Origin of the sequence: Paracnuella aquatica (assembly GCF_003332885.2) — a bacterium.
Classification (GTDB): domain Bacteria; phylum Bacteroidota; class Bacteroidia; order Chitinophagales; family Chitinophagaceae; genus Flavisolibacter; species Flavisolibacter aquaticus.
Genome location: NZ_QOWJ01000015.1, coordinates 62343 through 82280, shown reverse-complemented (window position 1 = coordinate 82280; position 19938 = coordinate 62343). Strand labels below are relative to the sequence as shown.

Below are 19938 nucleotides of genomic sequence, written 5' to 3'. Positions count from 1 at the left end.
CAAGGCCCTGCCCCGGCGGATTACGCCGAAAGGGGTACTTTTACAGCCTTCGTTTTTTATTATGAAAAAATTAGTTGTAGCCTTCGGCACCACGCTTTTACTGGCCACAGGTGCATTTGCACAGGGCAAAAAAATGGTGGCCGATAAAATATTGGGCATTGTGGGCGACCGCATCATTTTGCAAAGTGACGTAACCAACGCCATTGCCGATGCTGCCCGCCAGGGCCAGCAGGTGCCGGAAGGTGCCGCCTGCCAGATTCTGGAACAGGCGCTGGTATCGAAAGTAATGATGCTGCAGGCCGAAAAAGATTCGCTGGAAGTAACCGAAGACGAGGTGGAAGCCGACCTCGACCTGAGGGTTCGGGAGTTTATCCGTGCATACGGCACCCAGCAGGCGCTGGAAGAAATTGCCGGCAAAACCATTTACCAGATCAAAGACGATGCGCGGGAAAGCGTGAAGGAACGCAAGCTGGCCGAAGCCATGCAGCGCAAGATCATGGAAGGGGTAAAAATTACGCCTACCGAGGTGCGGGCATTTTTCGACCGCATTCCAAAAGACAGCCTTCCTTTTTACGAGTCGGAATACGAAATTGGCCAGATTGTGCTGTACCCCAAGGCCAGCCGCGATATGGAGTTGTATGTAATTGACGAACTGAACAACTACAAACGCCAGATTGATAGCCGCCTCACCACCTTCGACCAGTTGGCCCGCCGTTTTTCGGAAGACCCGGGCTCCAAGGAGCGTGGCGGACAATACCAGATCAACCGCAACGAAAAAACCTGGGATCCCGCGTTTTTGGCCGGTGCATTCCGCCTGAAAGATGGCCAGATTTCGCCGGTGATCAAATCCAAGTTTGGCTACCACATTATTCAAATGATCCAGCGCAACGGCGACGAAGCCATCGTGGCCCACATCCTCCGCATTCCGCCGGTGACTGATGTGGAAACTGCAGCTTCTACCATTTTGCTCGATTCCGTAAAGGCACAACTGGAAGCCGGCACCATCACCTTCCCCATTGCCGCAGGTAAATACACCGAAGATGAGGCTGCCAAATACCAAGGCCCGTTCATTACCGGCGGCCGCACCGGTTCTTCATTTGTCACCATCGACGAGTTGGACAAAGACATCGTGACCCTGCTGGACAAAATCAAAGTGGGCGAATACTCGGAGCCGCAGGTGTTTACCGATGAGCGGGGCAAAAAAGGCGTACGCATCATTTACCTGCGTGCCCGCACCGAACCGCACCGCATGAACATCAAAGACGATTACGATAAAATAGCCGCTATGGCTTTGGAAGAGAAAAAATTTGGCGCTATGGACAAATGGCTGAATGCACGGATTCCCAATTACTATATTATGGTGGATGATGCCGATGCACAAAGCTGCCCGCAGTTGCAAAAATGGATCTCTAAATCGACGGCCAACAAATAATACGTACGCTACACCTGGTTAAAAAATACCCTGCCCCAACCGGCAGGGTATTTTTTTATTGCCGGGCTTGTTTTGCAGTTTTCTTGCGGGATAGCTTTTACTTTTGGCGCCCCGTTGCCACACCGGCAGCTTTTTTTCCATGTTGACCATTAACAAGCCCGAACTGGGTGCCGAGCTTCCTCTTTTTCAGCAGTCGCCGCTGCCCGGCTGGATTGTTGGTGCCGATGGTGCCGAACTGCTTGCGTCCAATGATGCCGCGGCCGCTTTTGTGCCCCACACCCTGCCCCGGTTTGATGAGCCGCCTGTGCTGGCCCATTTTTGCCACCCCAAAGACCAGCAACGGCTAACGGATGCATTGGCCCAGCCTGGGGAAAACAACTCGCTGGGCGTTTTTTTAATGCGCCTGCAAAATGGCCAGCAACAAAGTACCGTGCTGTATGCCAGCCCGTTTAAAGTGGCTGGCACCAATGGCTGGCAGGTAACGGCCGTGCCGGCGGCGGAGCGCATTACCCACTGCGCGGTGCCACAACCCGAAGAAGGTTGCTGCAACCAGAACTTTTTCCGCAGCCTTATTTTCGAAGCATCCTACGGCTCGGTGCTGTGCGATGCGGAGGGCGTGGTGCAATTTGTAACGCCTGCTGTGGAAACCATCCTGCATTTTAAGCCCCACACCATTATTGGCCACAACATTTTTGCTTTTGTACACCCGCACGACCACGAGGTGGCGCATGGCGCCTTCGACCTGGAGCTGAAAGGCATGCCGGAACTGCGTTCTATTTTAATACGCCTGAAAAACGGCGCCGGCGGCTACACCTGGTGTACCGTTCGGGGCCACAACCTGCTGCAGCACCCCGGCGTACAGCGCTTCGTTATTTATTTCCACGACGATAGCCAGCGCAAATTTGCTACCGATGCACTCAAAGCCAGCGAAGAGCGGTTTCGCACCCTCGTTCGCGATCTGCAGGTAGGCGTGCTGCTGCTCAATGCAACCGGCTCCATTATGGTAGCCAATGCCGCTATGGGCCGCATTTTGGGCCAGCCCTACGAAAGCCTGACCAACAAATGCGCCTGGGATGTGGTGCCCCGCGTAATTGACGAAGAAGGAAACGAGCTGCCCAAAGAGCGGCGGCCGGTGCACCAGAGCATGGTGCTGAAAGCACCCATCCACCACCAGGTAAATGGCTACTGGATCGAAGAGCAGGATGCCTACCGATGGCTGCACATCAATACCGACCCGGTGCTGGACGACGAAGGCAACCTGCAATGCCTGCTGTGCTCATTTACCGACATAACCGAACAAAAAAAGCTGAACCAAAAGCTGCTGGACGAAAAAATGGCGCAGCAACGCCGCGTGGCCCGGGCCACCCTGCATGGCCAGGAGCGGGAACGCCGCGAAATTGGCAAAGAGCTGCATGATAATATTGGCCAGCAACTTACCACCATCAAACTGTACCTCGAGATGGCCAGCACCGCACCGGATATGGCGGCGGCGCAAGACATGGTGGCGCATGCGCTGCATTATGTGTCGGGCTCCATCAATGAAGTGCGGCAGATTTCCCGCATGCTGGTGCCCCACTCGCTGCAGGACCTGGGCCTGACCGAATCGGTGGCCGAACTGTGCTCCACCATCCAGCGCACCGGCAACCTCAGTGTTTCGTTCAGGCACGAAGGATATGCGAAAAACGACCTGGACGAACAGAAAAAACTGGCGGTTTACCGCATTATACAGGAGCAGCTTACCAATACCATCCGCCACGCCGCAGCCAACGCAGTACACGTATCATTAACCCGCCGGCACGATGAGGTGCATTTGGAAATTGTGGACGACGGCGTAGGATTTGACCCCAAAACGGTGCGCCGCGGCCTGGGACTTTCCAATATCCGCAACCGTGCCGAGTTGTTTGGCGGCTCGATCCAACTGACATCGGCGCCGGGCCAAGGCTGCCGGCTTAAAGTGCGGGTGCCGGTTTAGGGATTGACTATTTACGATTTAGGATTGACGATTTTAACAGCCGGTGGTTGCATAGGGTGGGCATTGCTTATAGAAGCCTTAATCATCAATCGTAAATCCAAAATCGTAAATCCATTGCCTTACCTTAGCGCCTTCCATTTTTACCACTCATGAGCGATGCTATAAAACACGAATGCGGGCTGGCTTTTATGCGGCTGCGCAAACCTTTTTCCTATTATCTGCAACAATACAAATCGGTACTGTGGGGATTGAACAAGCTGTACCTGCTGATGGAAAAGCAGCACAACCGCGGCCAGGACGGCGCCGGTGTGGCTGCCGTAAAACTGAACGTGGAGCCCGGTTATCCTTTCCTGGCACGCCTGCGCAGCAACACCAACCAGCCCATTGCCGACCTGTTTCGCCAGATTGGCCAGGACTTTAACGAGCTGCAAAAGTTCAATGTAGACATTGCCAATTACCCCGGCCTCATGAAAGGGCACCTGCCTTTTTTGGGCGAGCTGCTGCTAGGCCACCTGCGCTACGGCACACAGGGAAAAAACGACGTCAATTTTTGCCACCCCTTTATCAAGCGCCACACCATTACCGCCCGCAACCTGGCGCTGGCCGGCAACTTCAACCTCATTAACACCGAGGAGTTGTTTGAAAAAATAGGCATGGAGCCCGGCAATTTTCAAAAACAAAGCGACCTGGCCGCCATGATGGAAGTGATTTATCACTACCTGGTGGAAGCCGACGAAGCCTCACCTGCGCAGCTCGATATTGTATCGATGCTGAAAAAAGCAGTGCCCTTGTTTGACGGCGGCTTTAATGTGGGCGGATTGACCGGCAACGGCATTGGCTTTGTGTTTAGGGATGCACACGGTATACGGCCTTCGTACTACTATATCGACGACGAAGTGGTGGTGGCCGCATCGGAGCGGGCAGCCATCCGCACCGCATTTAATGTGGGTGAAAATGAAGTAAAAGAACTGATGCCGGGCCACGCCCTGATTGTAGCCGAAGACGGCACCGTTAGCATCGAACAAATCATAGCACCAAAAGAGCGCCGGGCCTGCTCTTTTGAGCGGATCTATTTTTCACGCGGCTCCGATGAAAAGATCTATAAAGAGCGCCAGTCGCTGGGCTACCACCTGAGCAAACCCGTGCTGGAAGCCGTGAACTACGACCTGAAGCATACCATTTTCTCGTTTATACCCAACACGGCCGAAGTGGCTTTTTATGGCCTGGTAAAAGGCTGCGAAGCCTACCTCAACCAGATCAAAACCGAACGCATTCTATCCTGGAACGGCACTTACGATCCGGAGAAACTATCGGAGATGATCAACCGTAAAATCAGGATGGAAAAAATAGCCATCAAGGATGTGAAGATGCGCACCTTTATTACCGAAGATGTGAATCGCTCCGAAATGGTGCAGCACGTGTACGACATTACGTACGGCACGGTGCAAAAAGAGCTGGACACGCTGGTGGTGATCGACGACTCGATTGTACGCGGCACCACGCTGCGCGAAAGCATCATCCGCATGCTCAGCCGCCTGAAGCCTGCCCGCATCATCGTGGTTTCTTCTGCACCGCAAATTCGCTACCCCGATTGTTACGGCATTGACATGAGCAAAATGGGCGATTTTATTGCCTTTAATGCGGCCGTGGAATTGCTGAAAGAAAGCGGCCAGGAAAGCCTGCTGACCGACCTGTACAACCAATGCATGGAACTGCTGGATAAAGGACTGCTCCATACCGAGAACCTGGTGAAGCAGGTGTACAAGCCGTTTACCATCGAGGAGCTAAACCGCAAGATTGCCGAACTGATCACGCCTGCCGATATCAACATCCCGGTGGATGTTATTTACCAAAGCATCGAATCGCTGCACGAGGCCTGCCCCGGCAACCTGGGCGACTGGTATTTTACCGGCAACTACCCCACTCCCGGTGGCAACCGCGTGGTGAACAAAGCCTTCATCAACTTTATGGAAGGCCGTAACGAGCGGGGATATTAGGGGAGGACGGGAGACGGAAGTCCGCAGTCGGAAGAAGAGACAGGAGAGAAGGAAAAGACAGTAAAGACGGGAAAGAAGTTATGTCATTTTAATAAAGTCCTACAGGTATTGAAATCGGATTTTCCAATACCTGTAGGACTTTTTATTTCAACGGATCTGCCTTTACTGACTTTTCCGTCTTTCCTGTCTTTTCAGACTGTTTTCCTTCCGTCTTCCGACTGCGGACTTCCGTCTTCCGACTTTTCTCCCCCCAGCCGCTTTACAAACAAATAGCGTCCAGAGTCTTTAAAGCCGCGGCCGCCGTAAAGTTTTAGCCCGGCATCGTTGTGGCGTTCCACTTCCAGGTGCAGGGTTTGCACGCCCAATGCGATGGCTTGTTTTTCTACAAATGCCAGTATTGTTTTACCAATGCCTTTATGGCGGTGTGGGGGTTGCAGGTACAATTCATCAATGAATGCATTGCGGCCGCCGTATTCAAAGCTAAAGCTGAATGCGAGGAACACGTAGCCGATGGCATTTGTGTCTTCAGCAATAAGCCACAGCCTGCCAAGGCCCTCATTAGCTACCAGTGTTTGAAAAATGTGGCCGGCCTTTTCGCGGTTAAACGGGTAGCCATCAATGGCATAAAAATCGGCCATCATCGCCAAAACCGGTGCTTCATCATGCGCTGTAGCCAGCTGAAAATCAATCACCATTTTTACCAATTGCGTCTAATTTTTCGTCAAAAAAGCGGCACAAACCCAAGGACAGTGTCTAAGCAAGAGCAACATTTTTATTTACCCTCAACCGCATCGGGCAGCACTACGTTAAATGTGGCCCCGCTGCCTACCACGCCCTGCGCGGTGATGGCACCGCCATGCCGCTCCACAATTTTTTTACACAACGCCAGCCCCAGCCCCGTGCCTTCGTAAGCTTCCTTTGTATTGAGCCGCGAAAATGTTTTAAAAATCTGCTGGGCGTGCTGCTGCGCAAAACCAATCCCGTTGTCGGTTACCTCCAGCAGCACCTGGCCGTTTTCCCTGCGGCCGCTGATACGGATTAGCGGCGGCACACCGGGCCGCGAAAACTTGAGGGCATTGTTGAGCAGGTTATAGAAAAGCTGGTAAATGAGCACTGCGTGGCCCTGCACCACCGGCAACGCCGCATATTCAATGCGGGCACCTTTTTCGCGGATCATCAGTTCCAGGTCGGCTTCAATGCTGCGCAGCACGGTGGCCAGTTCTACCGGCTCCGGTGCGGCGGCGTTATTGCTCAGCGCGGAGTATTGGAGCACGCCTTCCACCATGGTGTACATGCGGCTGGCGGCGGCTTCTATTTTTTGCAAATACTGGATGCCTTTGTCGGGGAGCAGGTGCCCAAATTCGGTGTGCAGGCAGCTGCCAAAAAACCGGATCTTCCGCACCGGCTCTTTCAGGTCGTGGCTGGCCACATGTGCAAACTGCTGCAGGTCGGCATTGCTGCGCTCCAGTTCCATATTGTTTTCCTGCAGTTGCTGCCGCAATAGCACGTCTTCGGTCACATCGCGCAGCGTGCCAATGATCACTTCTGCGCCATCGGTTTGCACCGTGCGGCCGGTGGCCTGCAGGTAGCGGATGGCCCCATCGGTTCGGATGATGCGGATGGGCCGGTCGGGCACCTTTTTTTCCTGCACCGTATGCACCGCTGTTTCAATCACACCTTCCCGGTCGTCGGGGTGAATAAAACGGAGAAACTGTTCAAAGCCCGGTTCAAAATTGCCCGGCTCGCAGCCCAGCAGGCGGTACAGGTTTTCGGAGTAAGTAACGGCGTTGGTGCCCGGGTCCCAGAAAAAAGAGCCCTGCCTCGAGGCTTCTTCGGCATGGGTAAAAGTTTGGTTTTGCAGCAGCAGGTAGCCATTCAGGCTTTTAAGCTGCTGCGTCACCTTATGCAGTTCGGCGGTCCGCTCCGATACTTCCTGCTCCAGTTGCTGCGCAAACGTTTTTTGTGCATGAACGTCGGTCATGGCGCCAATCCAGCGGACCACGTTACCGGCTTCGTCTTTTACCGGCTCGGCCACGGAGTAATGCCAGCGGTAACCATCGTCCTTTCCTTTCAGGCGCAGCTCGTAGCGGAAAGGCGTGCCGGCTGCCATGCTGGCCCGCCACAGCGGCATCATTTGCCGTGCATCGTCGGGGTGGATCATGGCCCGCCACGCGGCCCTTATTTCGCCAAACCCCGAATAATGCGCCCAGGCATCGGAGGCATATTCAAACTGCTCCTGCGCATTCATGATCCACACCATTTGCGGCAGCGTATCGGCCAGTATGCGGAAGCGGCTTTCGCTTTCCCGCACCTTTTCCTCGGCCTGTTTGCGCTGCGTGATGTCGATCAAAATCACCTGGATGCTGCTGTAGTCGTCGTCCGTAGGAAAATCAATCCGCATCAGCACATGCAGCACTTCGCCCCATTTGTTTTGTATCAGGGTTTCGGTTTCCAGCCGGCCGCCGCCGGTAGCCATTATTTTAAGTTCCTCCAAAAAGGCGTTAAGGGTATTTTTTACAAAAAGTTTGGGCAGGCAGGCCAGCGTTTCCTGGCGGGTGCCGCCATATAGGGCTTGTGCCGCTTCGTTTACATCCCGCACCACCAGGCTGTTTACCAGCTGCAGCATTTCGGCCTCCCGCACCGAAAAATAAGCGCCTATGTCGGTAATACCTTTTGCCAGCAAGGCATCGATGCTGGCTTTTACCACCGAAAAATCTTCCTCCCAAATGGCGATGGGATTGTTGTAAAAAATGCGGCGGAAGCGGGCTTCGCTTTGCTGCAGCCGTTCTTCAGCCGCCTTTTGCTCCGTAATATCCAGGCAAATGCCACTGATGGCGGTGGCCTCGCCGGCTTCGTTATAAGTATAGCTGCCCAGCGACCGCACCCAGCGTACGCTGCCGTCGTTTACCCGCCTGATGCGGTACGACACATCCACCGGCAGGTGCTGGCGTTCGGTGTGGTTGAAATGGGCCACCACGTAGGGTTCGTCTTCGGGCAGGATGGCCACCTGCCAGTGTGCCGGCGTGATGCCTTCAAAATCTTCGGGGTAGCCCCAGAGTTGTTTGTGCAGTGCCGACCATTCCAGTTTTTGCGTAGCGGTGTCCACTTCCCAAGTGCCGGCCTGTGCCGCACGGGTGGAGAGTTGCAGGTGCCTGCTCAGGCGGTGCATCCGCTCCGAGGCTTCCTTTTCGCCGGTAATATCACGGGAAATAACTAGCAGCCGGCTGGGCGCTTCAGCCGTGCCTGGCACTGCCGATACCACCACATCCCACCATTTGGGCGTGCCTCTTACCGTGGGGCAAAAGGCCTGGAAATAGGCGGTTGTGCCGGCCAGTGCCTGCTCCAGTGCCCCTTTGATTTCTTCGCGGTTGGGCGCCTGCCACAGATCCCACCATAAGCTGCCCCGCACGGCATCGAAACCGGGCATTTCCATTAGTTGCTGCCCGTTTTTATTGATATAAACCAGCCGCCCTTCGCTGTCGAGCACCGAAATGCAATTGGGGCTGGCCTCCAGCACGGTGTACACTAGTTGCTCCTGCTGCTGCAGTTGCTGCGCGGCTTCTTTTTCAGCATGAATGTCTGTGGCTGTGCCCAGCCAAAATTTAACACCGTTGTATTCGTCGGTGTGCAACTGGGCTTCGGTGCGGTGCCAGCGATAGTTACCATCGGCCATTTGCAACCGGTGTTCCTGCTTAAATGAAAGACATTTCGACAAAGCCCCATTCCATGCGGCTTCAGTTGCTGCAGCATCCAGCGGGTGCAACAGGTGCAGCCAATGCCATTGTTGTTTACCTATCGCTGCAGGTGCAAAGTTTTGGGCTTTCTGGTTGTGGAATTGAATGCTGCCATCCGGCGCCGCTACCCAGGCCAGGTGCGGCAGGGCATTGAGCAGGGCAAATGATTGTGCCGGCTGCCCGCCATTGCCATCGCCATGATTGTGCACCGGCACGGCCGCAATAGCGCTGTTATCAGGCGGCTGCGGATCCAGTGATGAAGCAGCGTGGCCGGGCAGTTGGTTCATAAGATGGGTATTGGTGGTTTGGTTACTAAGGTCCTTGTTTTTGGTGGTAACAAAAAGCCGAATATTGAATATATACCGGCTGCTTCTGTGGGCATTAATAACATAAAATTTTGCGCCTTTGCGCCTATCTTTCGTCCATGAAGATATTGCTGCTGGTACGCCATGCAAAAAGCTCCTGGGCCAACGAAAACGAAGCCGACTTTGACCGGCCGCTGAACGACCGCGGTAAAAAAGATGCGCCCCAAATGGCGGAGCGGGTACAGGAAAAAGTGCCGCGCATCGACCTGGTTGTTTCCAGCCCGGCCAAGCGGGCACACAAAACCGCTAAAGCATTTGCAGCAGCATACAACATCAAAGACGACGACATCCAATTGGTAGAAACCCTGTACCTCGCACCGGCATCGTCCATTTACCAAACCGTGGCTGGCCTGGCCGATGGCAATGATTGCGTTGCGCTGTTTGGCCACAACCCCGGCATCACCGATTTTGCCAACATGCTTTCCAATGTGCGTATTGATGACATGCCCACCTGCAGCGTGTTTGCCGTTTCGGCCGATGTGGGCAACTGGCGCGAATTTGTAACTGCGCCCAAAAAATTCCTCTTCTTCGATTATCCAAAAAACCCGCTGAAATAACACAGGCCGGCGGGCAGTGCCATTTTTATTTTCCCGCATCTTGTTTATCTTAATAGGATGCCTGCAACCAAAACTTACTGGTGGACCCATGCGCCTTTTCTGCGCCTGTTGCCCTTACTGATGCTGGGCATCCTGTGCGGGTGGTACCTGCAGCTATCCATTACCGTTATTGCCGTTGTTGGTGCCGGTGCTTTGTTGTGTACGTTTAGTTATCCCTTTCTATCAAAAGGATTAAAATACCGGATGCGTTTTGGGGCCGGCGGCAGTTTGCTCCTGCTGATCTGGGCGATGGGCGCTTGGCTGGTGCAAAAAGAAAACATTCAAAATCACTCGCGGTGGTTTGGCAAATCATACAAAGAAGGCGATGGACTTATTGCTGCGCTGGATGAAATGCCTGTTTCAAAACCACGATCGGTAAAAGCCATTGCCCGCATTACACACATTATTCAGGACGGCAGCATGGTTCAGGCCACGGGCCGCATGATTCTTTATTTCGACAAAGAAGGCAATGCAGAAAACCTTGTTTACGGCAACCGCATATTGCTGCAAAAGCCACTACAGGCCATTCAAAACAGTGGCAATCCCGGAGCATTCGATTACCGCAGGTATTGCCTGTTCCAGGGCATTACACACCAGGTATTTTTAAAGAAAACAGAGTACAGAACCCTGCCGGGCCACGATGGCAAGGGGCTGCAACGGGCATTGATCCGGAGCAGGGAAACCATTATTTCTATTTTACAAAAACACATCCACCATCCCCGCGAACAGGGCCTTGCCGAAGCCTTGCTCATTGGCTATAAAGACGACCTGGACAAAGGCCTGGTGCAGGCTTACTCCAATACCGGCGTGGTGCATGTTATTGCTATTTCGGGGCTGCATCTGGGGCTTATTTACTGGCTGCTGGTGCGCATTGCTGGCCTGCTACGCCGGCGTGGACGTGTTGTTCGGTTCTTGTTTATTGCAGGCGGGCTATGGGCCTTTACGTTGCTGGCCGGCGCACAGCCTTCAGTGGTGCGGTCGGCAGTGATGTTTACCTGCATGACGCTGGGGAAACTGATTGGCAGGCAAACATCGCAGCTCAATACGCTGGCTTTTTCCGCGGCCGGTTTGCTTTGTTACAATCCCTTCTGGTTGTGGGATTTGGGCTTTCAGCTTTCGTACACCGCTGTGGGCGGCATTCTTATTTTTTACAAACCATTTTACCACCTGCTGTATTTCCCGAACAAGGCAGTGGATTGGGTATGGCAACTGGTGGCGGTTACACTCACCGCGCAAATCCTGACACTGCCGATTTCCCTGTTTCATTTCCACCAGTTCCCGGTGCTGTTCCTTATTACCAACCTGTTGGCGGTGCCGCTATCCAGCGGCGTACTGCTGCTCGAAATGGCGTTGTGTGCCTTTTATTGGATCACACCATTGGCATCGGCAATTGGCTGGCTCACGGAGGGGCTCATACGCTTTTTGAACGATTACATTGTGCGGCTCAGTGCGCTGCCTTTTGCGCTTTGGGATGGCTTTTCTTTTTCGGTATTGCAGGTGTTGCTCCTGTACGCGGCCATCGGCAGTGCTGGGTATTGGTGGCTGGCAAAAAATAAAATTGCATTGCGGTTTGCACTGGGCTTCCTGGTGCTTTTTGCCGGACTGCGCAGCTACAACCTGTGGGAAGCATCACGGCTCAACCGGTTGATCGTATACCATGTGCCCCGCCACCGCGCAGCCGATTTTATCAGCGGGCGGCAGGTGTTTTTCAATGGCGATACAGCCTTGCTGCAGGATGGTTTTGAGCGAGCATTTCACCTGCGGCCGGCCCGCATCCTGTTTCGTGCCAGTGCCGTGCAGCCAGTGCAGGGGACTGCGTTTCGTTTTGCCCAAAAGACCATTCACTTTTACGACAGTGCTGCTCATTTTCCCAACGCAGCCCCGGCAGTGCTGGTAGTTTCGGGTAAAGCAAAACTGCCCAGACAAATAAATGGCCTGCAACCGGCGCAACTGGTGCTCGATGCCACGGTGCCGCCCTACCGGGTGCAGCAGTGGCGCCGCCTGGCCGACTCGCTGCGCTGGCCCCTGCACGATGTACGCACCAGCGGCGCTTTTGTGATGCAATGGTAGACGCCTACCTTTGCGCCTTTCCGGCCACCTTGGCCCCACTTTCGATTGCGCCCCTCAACCCCATTTTTATGAACAAAAAGATCAACGCTGCACTTATTTCCGTTTTTTACAAAGATGGTCTGGAGCCCGTGGTACGCCAGCTACAGGCACAAGGCACTACCATTTATTCCACCGGTGGTACCCAGCAATTCATTGAAGCACTGGGCATTGAAGTGGTGCCGGTAGAAAGCCTCACCACCTACCCGTCTATTTTGGGTGGCCGTGTAAAAACCCTGCACCCCGCGGTGTTTGGTGGCATCCTCGGCCGCCGTGCCGTGGATACTGACCTGCAGGAAATGGCGCAGTACAAGATCCCCGAGATAGACCTGGTGATTGTGGACCTGTATCCTTTTCAGGAAACAGTTGCCAACACCACGGAGGAAAAAGCCATCATTGAAAAGATCGACATCGGCGGCCCTTCGATGATCCGCGGTGCGGCCAAAAACTTTTCGGATGTAGCCGTTATTGCATCGAAAGATGATTACAGCAAGCTGGTAGAAATTTTAGCGCAGCAGGGCGGTGAAACCACCTTGGAACAGCGCCGTGCATTTGCGGCCAAAGCCTTCCAGATCGTGGCCGATTACGATATTGCCATCAACAATTATTTTAACCCCGATACCGCACTGACCGTGCTGGGTGCCGGCCAGCAAACCGTGTTGCGCTACGGCGAAAACCCGCACCAGACCGCCATTTTCCACGGCGACCTGGGCCAGTGTTTTGCACAACTCCACGGCAAGGAACTTTCCTACAACAACCTGGTGGATGTGGATGCAGCCATTGAATTGATCAAAGAATTTGATGGTACCAACGATGCTGTTTTTGCCATCATCAAACACACCAATGTTTGCGGCATCTCCTCACGGGCATCGGTAGCCGAAGCATGGAAAGATGCGCTGGCCGGCGACCCCGAAAGCGCTTTTGGTGGCGTGCTGGTAACCAACAAAGAAGTGGATGCTGCTACTGCCAACGCCATTTCGGAAATCTTTTTTGAAGTGTTAATTGCACCTTCTTTCTCTGAAGAAGCGATGCAGGTACTGCAGGCCAAAAAGAACCGCATTTTGCTGCAGTTGAAAGCCACCAACACCACGCCGAACATTTACAAAAACGCCGTAAACGGAACCCTGCAGCAAGGCAAGGATCTGGGCAATTTTGAAAAATGGGAAGAAGTGGGCGGTCGCCAAAGCTCTGATGCCGAACGCAAAGACCTGGAGTTTGCCAACATTGTGTGCAAGCACTTAAAATCGAACGCCATTGCGTTGGTAAAAGGCGGGCAATTGGTGGGTAAAGGTTGCGGGCAAACGAGCCGCATCGATGCCCTGCGCCACGCGGTGGAAAAGGCTAAGCAATTCAACTTTGATCTGGCTGGCGCCGTGATGGCTTCCGATGCATTTTTCCCATTCAACGACTGTGTGCAACTGGGCCACGAAGCGGGCATCACAGCATTTATCCAGCCCGGCGGCTCCATCCGCGATAAGGACAGCATTGCCTACTGCCAGGAGAAAGGCTTGGCGCTGGTAATGACCGGCATGCGCCATTTCCGGCACTAACTTTTCATACCATCGGCGCCCTTGCCCCAGTTTACCCGGCCCGTTTGGCCCTGTAGGTTCAGCGCAGTAAGGGCGCCGATTTTTTTTATAAAAACGGGTACCAACCCGCAGCAATAGTGGAACAGGACAGTAAAACAACGGCAACCGCCAGCGCAGCACATTTGTTGCAACCCGAAAGCAAATCGAAAGGCAAAGGACCGGCCCTGGTGGCGCTTGGCCTGGTGTGTTTTCTTTGGGGCACCACCTGGATCGCTTCGCGGCAGGGCGTAAAATATATGCCGGCGTTGCAACTGGCCGCCATCAGGCAGGTGTTGGGCGGCTTGTGCTATATTGTTTTTTACGTCATCAAAGGAGCGCCATGGCCCCGCGGCCGCGAGTGGCGCACCATCCTGATTCTTTCCCTGTTCAACTTTGTGCTCAGTAATGGATTATCCACCTGGGGTGTAAAATTTATCCCGGCAGGACTGGCCGCCATCATTGGCGCCATCTTTCCGCTCTGGCTGGTGGTAATTGCATTGGTGGTAGATAAAACGCGACCCAAGCCGGCGGCACTTACCGGCCTAGCCATTGGCTTTGGAGGCATCTGCGTTATTTTTTACGAACACCTCTCCGAGTTGTTCAATCCCGATTTCCTTTTCGGCATTCTGATTTCCCTTTTTGCCACCTGGACCTGGGCAGTGGGCACGTTGTACACCAAAAAACATGCGGCCTCGTTTAACCCGTATTTTTCGCTGGGCCTGCAAATGACCATTTCGGGTGTGGTGCTGTACGGAACGGTGACAGCCACCGGCAATGATGTATCTATCAAAGCCATTCCGTGGCAGTCGTGGGCAGCCATAGCCTATCTTACGGTGTTTAGTTCAGTGGCTGCATTTGTGGCGTACCTCTATGCGCTGCAGCGCCTGCCCACAGCGCAGGTGTCGCTGTATGCTTATATCAACCCGGTAATTGCCATTGTGCTCAGTGCGCTGTTTTTCAGCGAGCCCCTAACCGTGTTTATTATTGTGGGCACACTCATTACGCTGTATGGCGTGTGGCTGGTAAATAAGGCGGTGAAATAGAAGGGCAAAGGTGAAAAGTGAAAAGGCAAAAAGGAGCTTTGCATTGACCGCAAGTCTTCCCCATTTTGACTTTTAAATTTTTACTTTTGACTTGCCACTGCTTCCTGCACAAACTGCTCATACACTTCCCGCCAGCCTTCAAATTCCGGTGCGGTTCCTAAAAAATGGTTGTGCCACAGCGTGCCCATGGTGCCGCCAACGGAGCGGGTTACCCGAAGCAGTTCGCGCAGCTCGGAAAGGGCTTCGTCGGGTGATAGTTTTTGCTCGTGGTAGGCATTGGCATCCATAAAACAAAACGGGTGAATCAGGAGGTCGGTTTGCGCTTCCTGCTCCAGGTCGTACCAATAAAATGGCGTGGCCACCGATGCGCGGAAACCATTGATGGTGCCGTATCCCATTGAATATTCGTGTTTGATGCCCAGCTCCTGCAGGCGGTGGTAAGTGTGCGGCATCGACATGCGGATGTAGTGCTGCCTGGAATGCATGATGTGCTGGTGCGCCGCTTTTTCCACAAATGCTTTTTCGCGGCCCATGGCCGCTTTATGATCGCCGCTGAACCACGACGGGTGCATGCCAATGGTATACCTCGTTCCCAGCGCATGAATCAACTGGCCAAACTGCGGCACATGCACATCAGTATTTTTATCGAACCGCCCTTTTTCAATAGCAGCCAAAATAAAATACACCGGCTTCAGTCCATACTGCTGGTGCAGGCTATCCAGCCATTCAAACGAATCGTATGGATCGGGCAATTTTCCTTTCAGCACTTTTATATGGCGGCTGGCCTGCCCAAACTTAAAGCGGGCAATGGCTTGCAAAATGCGCCCCCACCTTACCTTGGCTGGTTTGTAGCGGTGGCACCAGGCAATGTCAATATCGTAAGTAGGTTCAAACTGGAACTGCAGCTTTTGCAATTGAATGCCGGGAAAGCGTTCCTGCAACACAGTGCGAAAATCTTCAAGCCAAATGTTGATCAGCGGCAGGTGCAAAAACTCCTCCCGGTGCGCCAGCGATGCTTCATGCGAAAAGCGGCCGTACGCATCTTTTGCATGCGGCAGGTATTCTTCAAAACGGGTTAGCAGGTAAAATATGCCGGCAAAAAGATCGAAGCCGAGGTCGCCGGTGGTTTCAAAAAAAACCTTGTAGCCGTTGTGCTCCACGATGTGCAGCGTAAAGCGGCGCTTTTCTGTTTCGGATAAAATAGGACAAGGCTTGATGTACAACTCGCCGTTGCTGATGCGCTGGTGCGAATAGTTGATCTTAGGCTCTTCGGCTTCGGCATAAGCCCCCTCGTTGGCCATCACCTTAAACGGATGCTCATAGTACCGCGACAGAAAATCGGCCACATACTTTAAACGGGGCGTTATGGAATGGGCGTACAGGAGCACAGGCGTATGGTTTAGTTAGCAATTTAAGCCGCCAACAGATATAAAAAATGATGAATTATGAATTATAGATGATGAATTGAGGAAAACCCCAATCATTCATAACGCATCATTCATCATTTATAATTAACTACGCTCCTCTTCCCGCCACATCTGGTTGAAGGTTTTCTTAGGAAACACCAGGTCGGCGCGGTGTGCTTTCCATTCTTTTACAAAACGGTTCACCACCCAGCCTTTCATGGTGCCCGGCGCCAGGTTCATCAGGCTGCGGTGCAGCATGGCCCTTTTCCACAACTTCCATGCGGTGCGTTCTGCCATTGTTGCGGCGCCTTCCTGCACCGCTTCGGAGCGGTTGTGCAGCAGCAGTTCGTGCAGGTTAATTTTTACCGCACATACTTCGGTGCAGTTGCCGCACAACGACGATGCATAGCTCAGGTGCTTCCACTCGTCCATGCCCTTGAGGTGCGGCGTTATTACAGCCCCAATAGGCCCGCTGTACGTGGTTTGATAGGTGTGTCCGCCAATATTTTTATACACCGGGCAGGCATTGAGGCAGGCACCGCAACGAATGCAGTACAACGCCTCGCGGCTTACCGGGTCGGCCAGCAGGTTGGTGCGGCCGTTGTCGAGGAGGATCACGTACAATTCCTCGGGGCCGTCCACTTCGCCGGGCTGGCGTGGGCCGGTTACCAATGAATTATACACCGTTACTTTTTGCCCCGTTCCAAACGTGGACAGCAACGGCCAAAACAGCGGCAGGTCGTTGATGGAAGGAATTACTTTTTCGATGCCCACCACCACAATGTGTGTTTTGGGCAGGGCGCAGCTCAGCCTTGCATTGCCTTCGTTTTCCGTAACGGCAATGCCGCCCACATCGGCCACAATAAAGTTGGCGCCGGTAAGGCCCACTTCGGCGCTGGCGTATTTTTCGCGCAGCTTGTCGCGGGCCACCAGCGTTAGCTCGCTGGGCGAAAGATTGGGTGAAGTGCCCAGTTTTTGGGCAAACAGGCGGGCCACATCTTCCTTGCTTTTGTGCATGGCCGGCGTAACAATATGGTAAGGCGGCTCGCCATCGAGTTGCTGTATGTATTCGCCGAGGTCGGTTTCCACGCTTTCAATGCCTTGCTCCTCCAAAAACCGGTTGAGGTGAATTTCCTCCGTAACCATGCTTTTGCTTTTTACCAAGGTGCGGCAATTTTTAGCTGCGCAAATTTTACGCACTTCTTCCAGCGCCTCTTCGGCGGTTTCGGCCCACAGCACTTTGGCGCCACGGGCAGTTATTTTTTGCTCAAAAGCCAAGAGGTGCTGGTCCAGGTTTTCGATGGCCTGCCACTTGCGGTTTTTAGCCCGTTCACGGGCATGGTGCACGTCCTCAAACTGCTGCTTGCCTACGGGCACAACTGCGTTGTATTTGGCAATATTAAAATTGATCTTGCGGCGGTGTTCGCGGTCGGCGGCTTTGATGGTGCTCTTGGCTATGAAGGTGGCGGCCTGTTCGGACATGGGAGGTTGTGGGTTTAAAAGTTGAAGGTTTAAAGTTTAAGGTTTGGGGCCGTTGTTGCAATGCAACTTTAGACTTTAGACCTTGAACTTTGAACTTATTTTCTCTTCTCCGGCGCGGCATCGAAATGCTCAACGGCCAGTTGGTGCAGGGTGTCGTAAAACTCTGCTCCAAATTTACGCACCAGCGCTTCTTTCAGGAATTGATACACGGGAACTTTTAGTTTTTTGCCAAACGCACAGGCCGGTTTGCACAGCACTTCGCGTGGCTCGTAGTTCACCATCGTGTAGGTATCGGTTTCGTTGAGGCGGATGGGAAACAGGTGGCAGGAAATGGGTTTTTTCCAATCCAGCTTGCCATCGTTATAAGCCGCTTCGATGCCGCATTTAATGATGCCCCGCTCATCGCGAAAACCATAGGCGCAAATGCCACCATTGATCACCGGCGTTACCCAGCCAAATTCGCCATCCTGCACAAACAGGCCTTGGCGCAGCAACTCGGCACGGCCTTCAGCAGTGAGGTACGGAAGGATCACTTCCAGGTTTTTACGGATGATTTCCATTTCCTCGTCGGCTACCGGCGCGCCGGCATCGCCATCTTCGCAACAGCCGCCCTTGCATTTGGCAAGGTCGCACACAAATTTCGCTTCCACCACTTCATCGGAAAGCAGCACCTGGTCGATTTGAATCATGTTGCAAAGATAACCGCCAAGCGCCGGATTGGCGCGGCCGCTGGCTAATCAGGAACAACATTTTGCACGCAGATACATGCCGTGAACCTGGCTTTGGGCCTTTTGCCAAAACCTGCAGCATTGTTTAGCTTTGCCCTGCACCTAATAGCCTGCTGTTGAAAACAACCCTGCCAGCCAACGAAGCAATTCCTCGCATTGAAACGGCCATACAAAGGGGCCTCGATTACCTGGAGCAACACCAGTTTCCACACGGTGAATTTGTTTGTTATATGGGCGGCGATGAGGCCTTGCAGGGTTGGACGCTGCATGTAAATATGCTGTTTCCCACTACGTTGATTTGCGATGCATTGCTGCAGCTGCCCCAAACGCCGCAGGTGGCAAAAATGCTGCAACAGGCAGGCTGGTTTTTGCGGGCACATATGGGTCCCGGCGGCACTTGGCACCACTACACCTGGATGGCGGCCCACCACGAGGTGCTGCCTTATGATGTGGATGATTCGAGCTGTGTGAGCAGCGTGCTACAGCGCCTCGGCATCGATCATCCGCACCAGTCGTTGCGCCGGTTGCTGCTGGGCAATAGAAACAGCAAGGGACTATTTTATACCTGGTTTGCTTTCCGGTGGCGCTGGAACACCAACAAAACCTACTGGCGGCTGGCGCTCCGCGAGTTCCTGGCACCGGTAAAAGGGCTGATCTTCTGGAAAAAAATGGAATGCTCCCGCAACGATGTGGATGCCGTGGTCAATGCCAATGTGCTGACTTATTTGGGCGAAGGGCCCGAAACAGAACCAGTTGTGGCCTGGATCAAGACTATTATAGAAAACGGCGAAGAAGCCCGCTGTGATAAATATTACTGCAACCCGCTTTCGGTGCACTACTTTTTTGCAAGGAGTTACGCAGCCGGTGTACAAGGCCTGGAGCTGGTGCGCCAAAAAGCCATGAGCCGGGTGCTTGCCCATGCCCAACCCGATGGCAGCTTTGGCGCCTCGGCGCTGGAAACGGCCTTGGCCGTTTGCGCCCTAGTTAATTGGGGATATGACGGCGCCGAGTTGGCTGCAGCTTGCAGTTACTTGCTCCTGCGTCAGCAATCCAATGGGTGCTGGCCGCGCTGGTGCCTGTATTATGGCGGCCCGGCCAAACGCAGCACCTTTGGGTCGGAAGAACTGACCACGGCCATTTGCCTGCAGGCACTGAGCCAGCATGCCCAATTGCGGATAAAAAAAGCGGAAAGCAACGCAACGGCCGGTTCAAGTGTGGCTGCCGCAGGTTTTTAATGGGTTTGTTTGCATAATATTATCTAATTTCAGCGCGTATTTTAGCATTAATCCTAAACCCTTTTCCAAAAATGCTGCTATCGCAAAGTGCAAGCCCAGGGCCAGCACCACCAGGCCGCCCCAAACAATTTGGGTACCCATGCACCTGTACTTTGCCCCAAACAAATTTCATACGGCACAGGCCGGCAACACAGCGCCAAGCTCCCTCCAGCATCTTGTAGAAACCAAAACACCCCGGCTTTTCCGTGCCGGCTAAAACTTTTTAAGAACACAC

Annotated in this window: 14 protein-coding genes; 8 read left to right on the top strand and 6 right to left on the bottom strand. The window is 53.5% G+C overall.

Annotated features, from left to right (window positions below; all coding sequences use genetic code 11):
• Positions 1–61: 61 nt before the first annotated feature.
• The 3 genes from DRJ53_RS17630 (at position 62) to DRJ53_RS17620 (ending at position 5401) form a co-directional block, all read left to right on the top strand.
• Positions 62–1432 carry a peptidylprolyl isomerase gene (locus DRJ53_RS17630; protein WP_114236986.1) on the top strand — a complete coding sequence of 457 codons (1371 nt, stop codon included), beginning with the start codon at positions 62–64 and terminating at the stop codon, positions 1430–1432.
• 139 nt (positions 1433–1571) lie between these two features.
• The gene (locus DRJ53_RS17625) at positions 1572–3404 is read left to right on the top strand and encodes a PAS domain-containing sensor histidine kinase (protein ID WP_114236985.1); all 1833 of its coding nucleotides are present in this window, start codon (positions 1572–1574) and stop codon (positions 3402–3404) included.
• Between the two features lie 149 nt (positions 3405–3553).
• Positions 3554–5401: an amidophosphoribosyltransferase gene (locus tag DRJ53_RS17620; RefSeq protein WP_114236984.1), complete on the top strand. Its 1848-nt coding sequence runs from the start codon at positions 3554–3556 to the stop codon at positions 5399–5401.
• 191 nt (positions 5402–5592) lie between these two features.
• On the opposite strand, the gene DRJ53_RS17615 is transcribed toward DRJ53_RS17620, so the two are convergent.
• A complete protein-coding gene (locus tag DRJ53_RS17615; RefSeq protein ID WP_123893679.1) occupies positions 5593–6096 on the bottom strand; it encodes a GNAT family N-acetyltransferase in 504 nt (167 codons plus the stop codon).
• A 77-nt stretch (positions 6097–6173) separates the two neighbouring features.
• On the bottom strand, positions 6174–9422 hold the full coding sequence (locus DRJ53_RS17610; RefSeq protein WP_114236982.1) for a PAS domain-containing sensor histidine kinase: 3249 nt from the start codon (positions 9420–9422) through the stop codon (positions 6174–6176).
• Between the two features lie 137 nt (positions 9423–9559).
• Between DRJ53_RS17610 and DRJ53_RS17605 the strand changes: the two genes are divergently transcribed.
• From DRJ53_RS17605 to DRJ53_RS17590, 4 genes are all read left to right on the top strand, one after another.
• Positions 9560–10057, top strand: coding sequence for a SixA phosphatase family protein (locus tag DRJ53_RS17605; protein ID WP_114236981.1), 498 nt, complete (start codon positions 9560–9562; stop codon positions 10055–10057).
• Positions 10058–10114: 57 nt separating this feature from the next.
• Positions 10115–12166 carry a ComEC/Rec2 family competence protein gene (locus DRJ53_RS17600; RefSeq protein ID WP_114236980.1) on the top strand — a complete coding sequence of 684 codons (2052 nt, stop codon included), beginning with the start codon at positions 10115–10117 and terminating at the stop codon, positions 12164–12166.
• 68 nt (positions 12167–12234) lie between these two features.
• Positions 12235–13752: a bifunctional phosphoribosylaminoimidazolecarboxamide formyltransferase/IMP cyclohydrolase gene (purH, locus tag DRJ53_RS17595; protein ID WP_114237036.1), complete on the top strand. Its 1518-nt coding sequence runs from the start codon at positions 12235–12237 to the stop codon at positions 13750–13752.
• A gap of 116 nt (positions 13753–13868) precedes the next feature.
• On the top strand, positions 13869–14813 hold the full coding sequence (locus DRJ53_RS17590) for a DMT family transporter (protein WP_206609817.1): 945 nt from the start codon (positions 13869–13871) through the stop codon (positions 14811–14813).
• A gap of 80 nt (positions 14814–14893) precedes the next feature.
• On the opposite strand, the gene DRJ53_RS17585 is transcribed toward DRJ53_RS17590, so the two are convergent.
• From DRJ53_RS17585 to DRJ53_RS17575, 3 genes are all read right to left on the bottom strand, one after another.
• Complete coding sequence (locus DRJ53_RS17585; RefSeq protein WP_114236979.1) at positions 14894–16201, bottom strand: polysaccharide deacetylase family protein; 1308 nt, start codon at positions 16199–16201, stop codon at positions 14894–14896.
• 123 nt (positions 16202–16324) lie between these two features.
• Positions 16325–17701, bottom strand: coding sequence for a LutB/LldF family L-lactate oxidation iron-sulfur protein (locus tag DRJ53_RS17580; protein WP_114236978.1), 1377 nt, complete (start codon positions 17699–17701; stop codon positions 16325–16327).
• Between the two features lie 95 nt (positions 17702–17796).
• A complete protein-coding gene (locus tag DRJ53_RS17575; protein WP_114236977.1) occupies positions 17797–18390 on the bottom strand; it encodes a DUF3109 family protein in 594 nt (197 codons plus the stop codon).
• A gap of 155 nt (positions 18391–18545) precedes the next feature.
• On the opposite strand from DRJ53_RS17575, the gene DRJ53_RS17570 reads away from it, so the two are divergent.
• Positions 18546–19664 (top strand): prenyltransferase/squalene oxidase repeat-containing protein, encoded by a 1119-nt coding sequence (locus DRJ53_RS17570; protein WP_114236976.1) that lies wholly within the window; start codon positions 18546–18548, stop codon positions 19662–19664.
• Here DRJ53_RS17570 and DRJ53_RS21345 read toward each other — a convergent pair.
• Positions 19638–19805, bottom strand: coding sequence for a hypothetical protein (locus DRJ53_RS21345; RefSeq protein ID WP_155523224.1), 168 nt, complete (start codon positions 19803–19805; stop codon positions 19638–19640). The genes DRJ53_RS17570 and DRJ53_RS21345 overlap by 27 nt on opposite strands.
• Between the last annotated feature and the right edge of the window lie 133 nt (positions 19806–19938).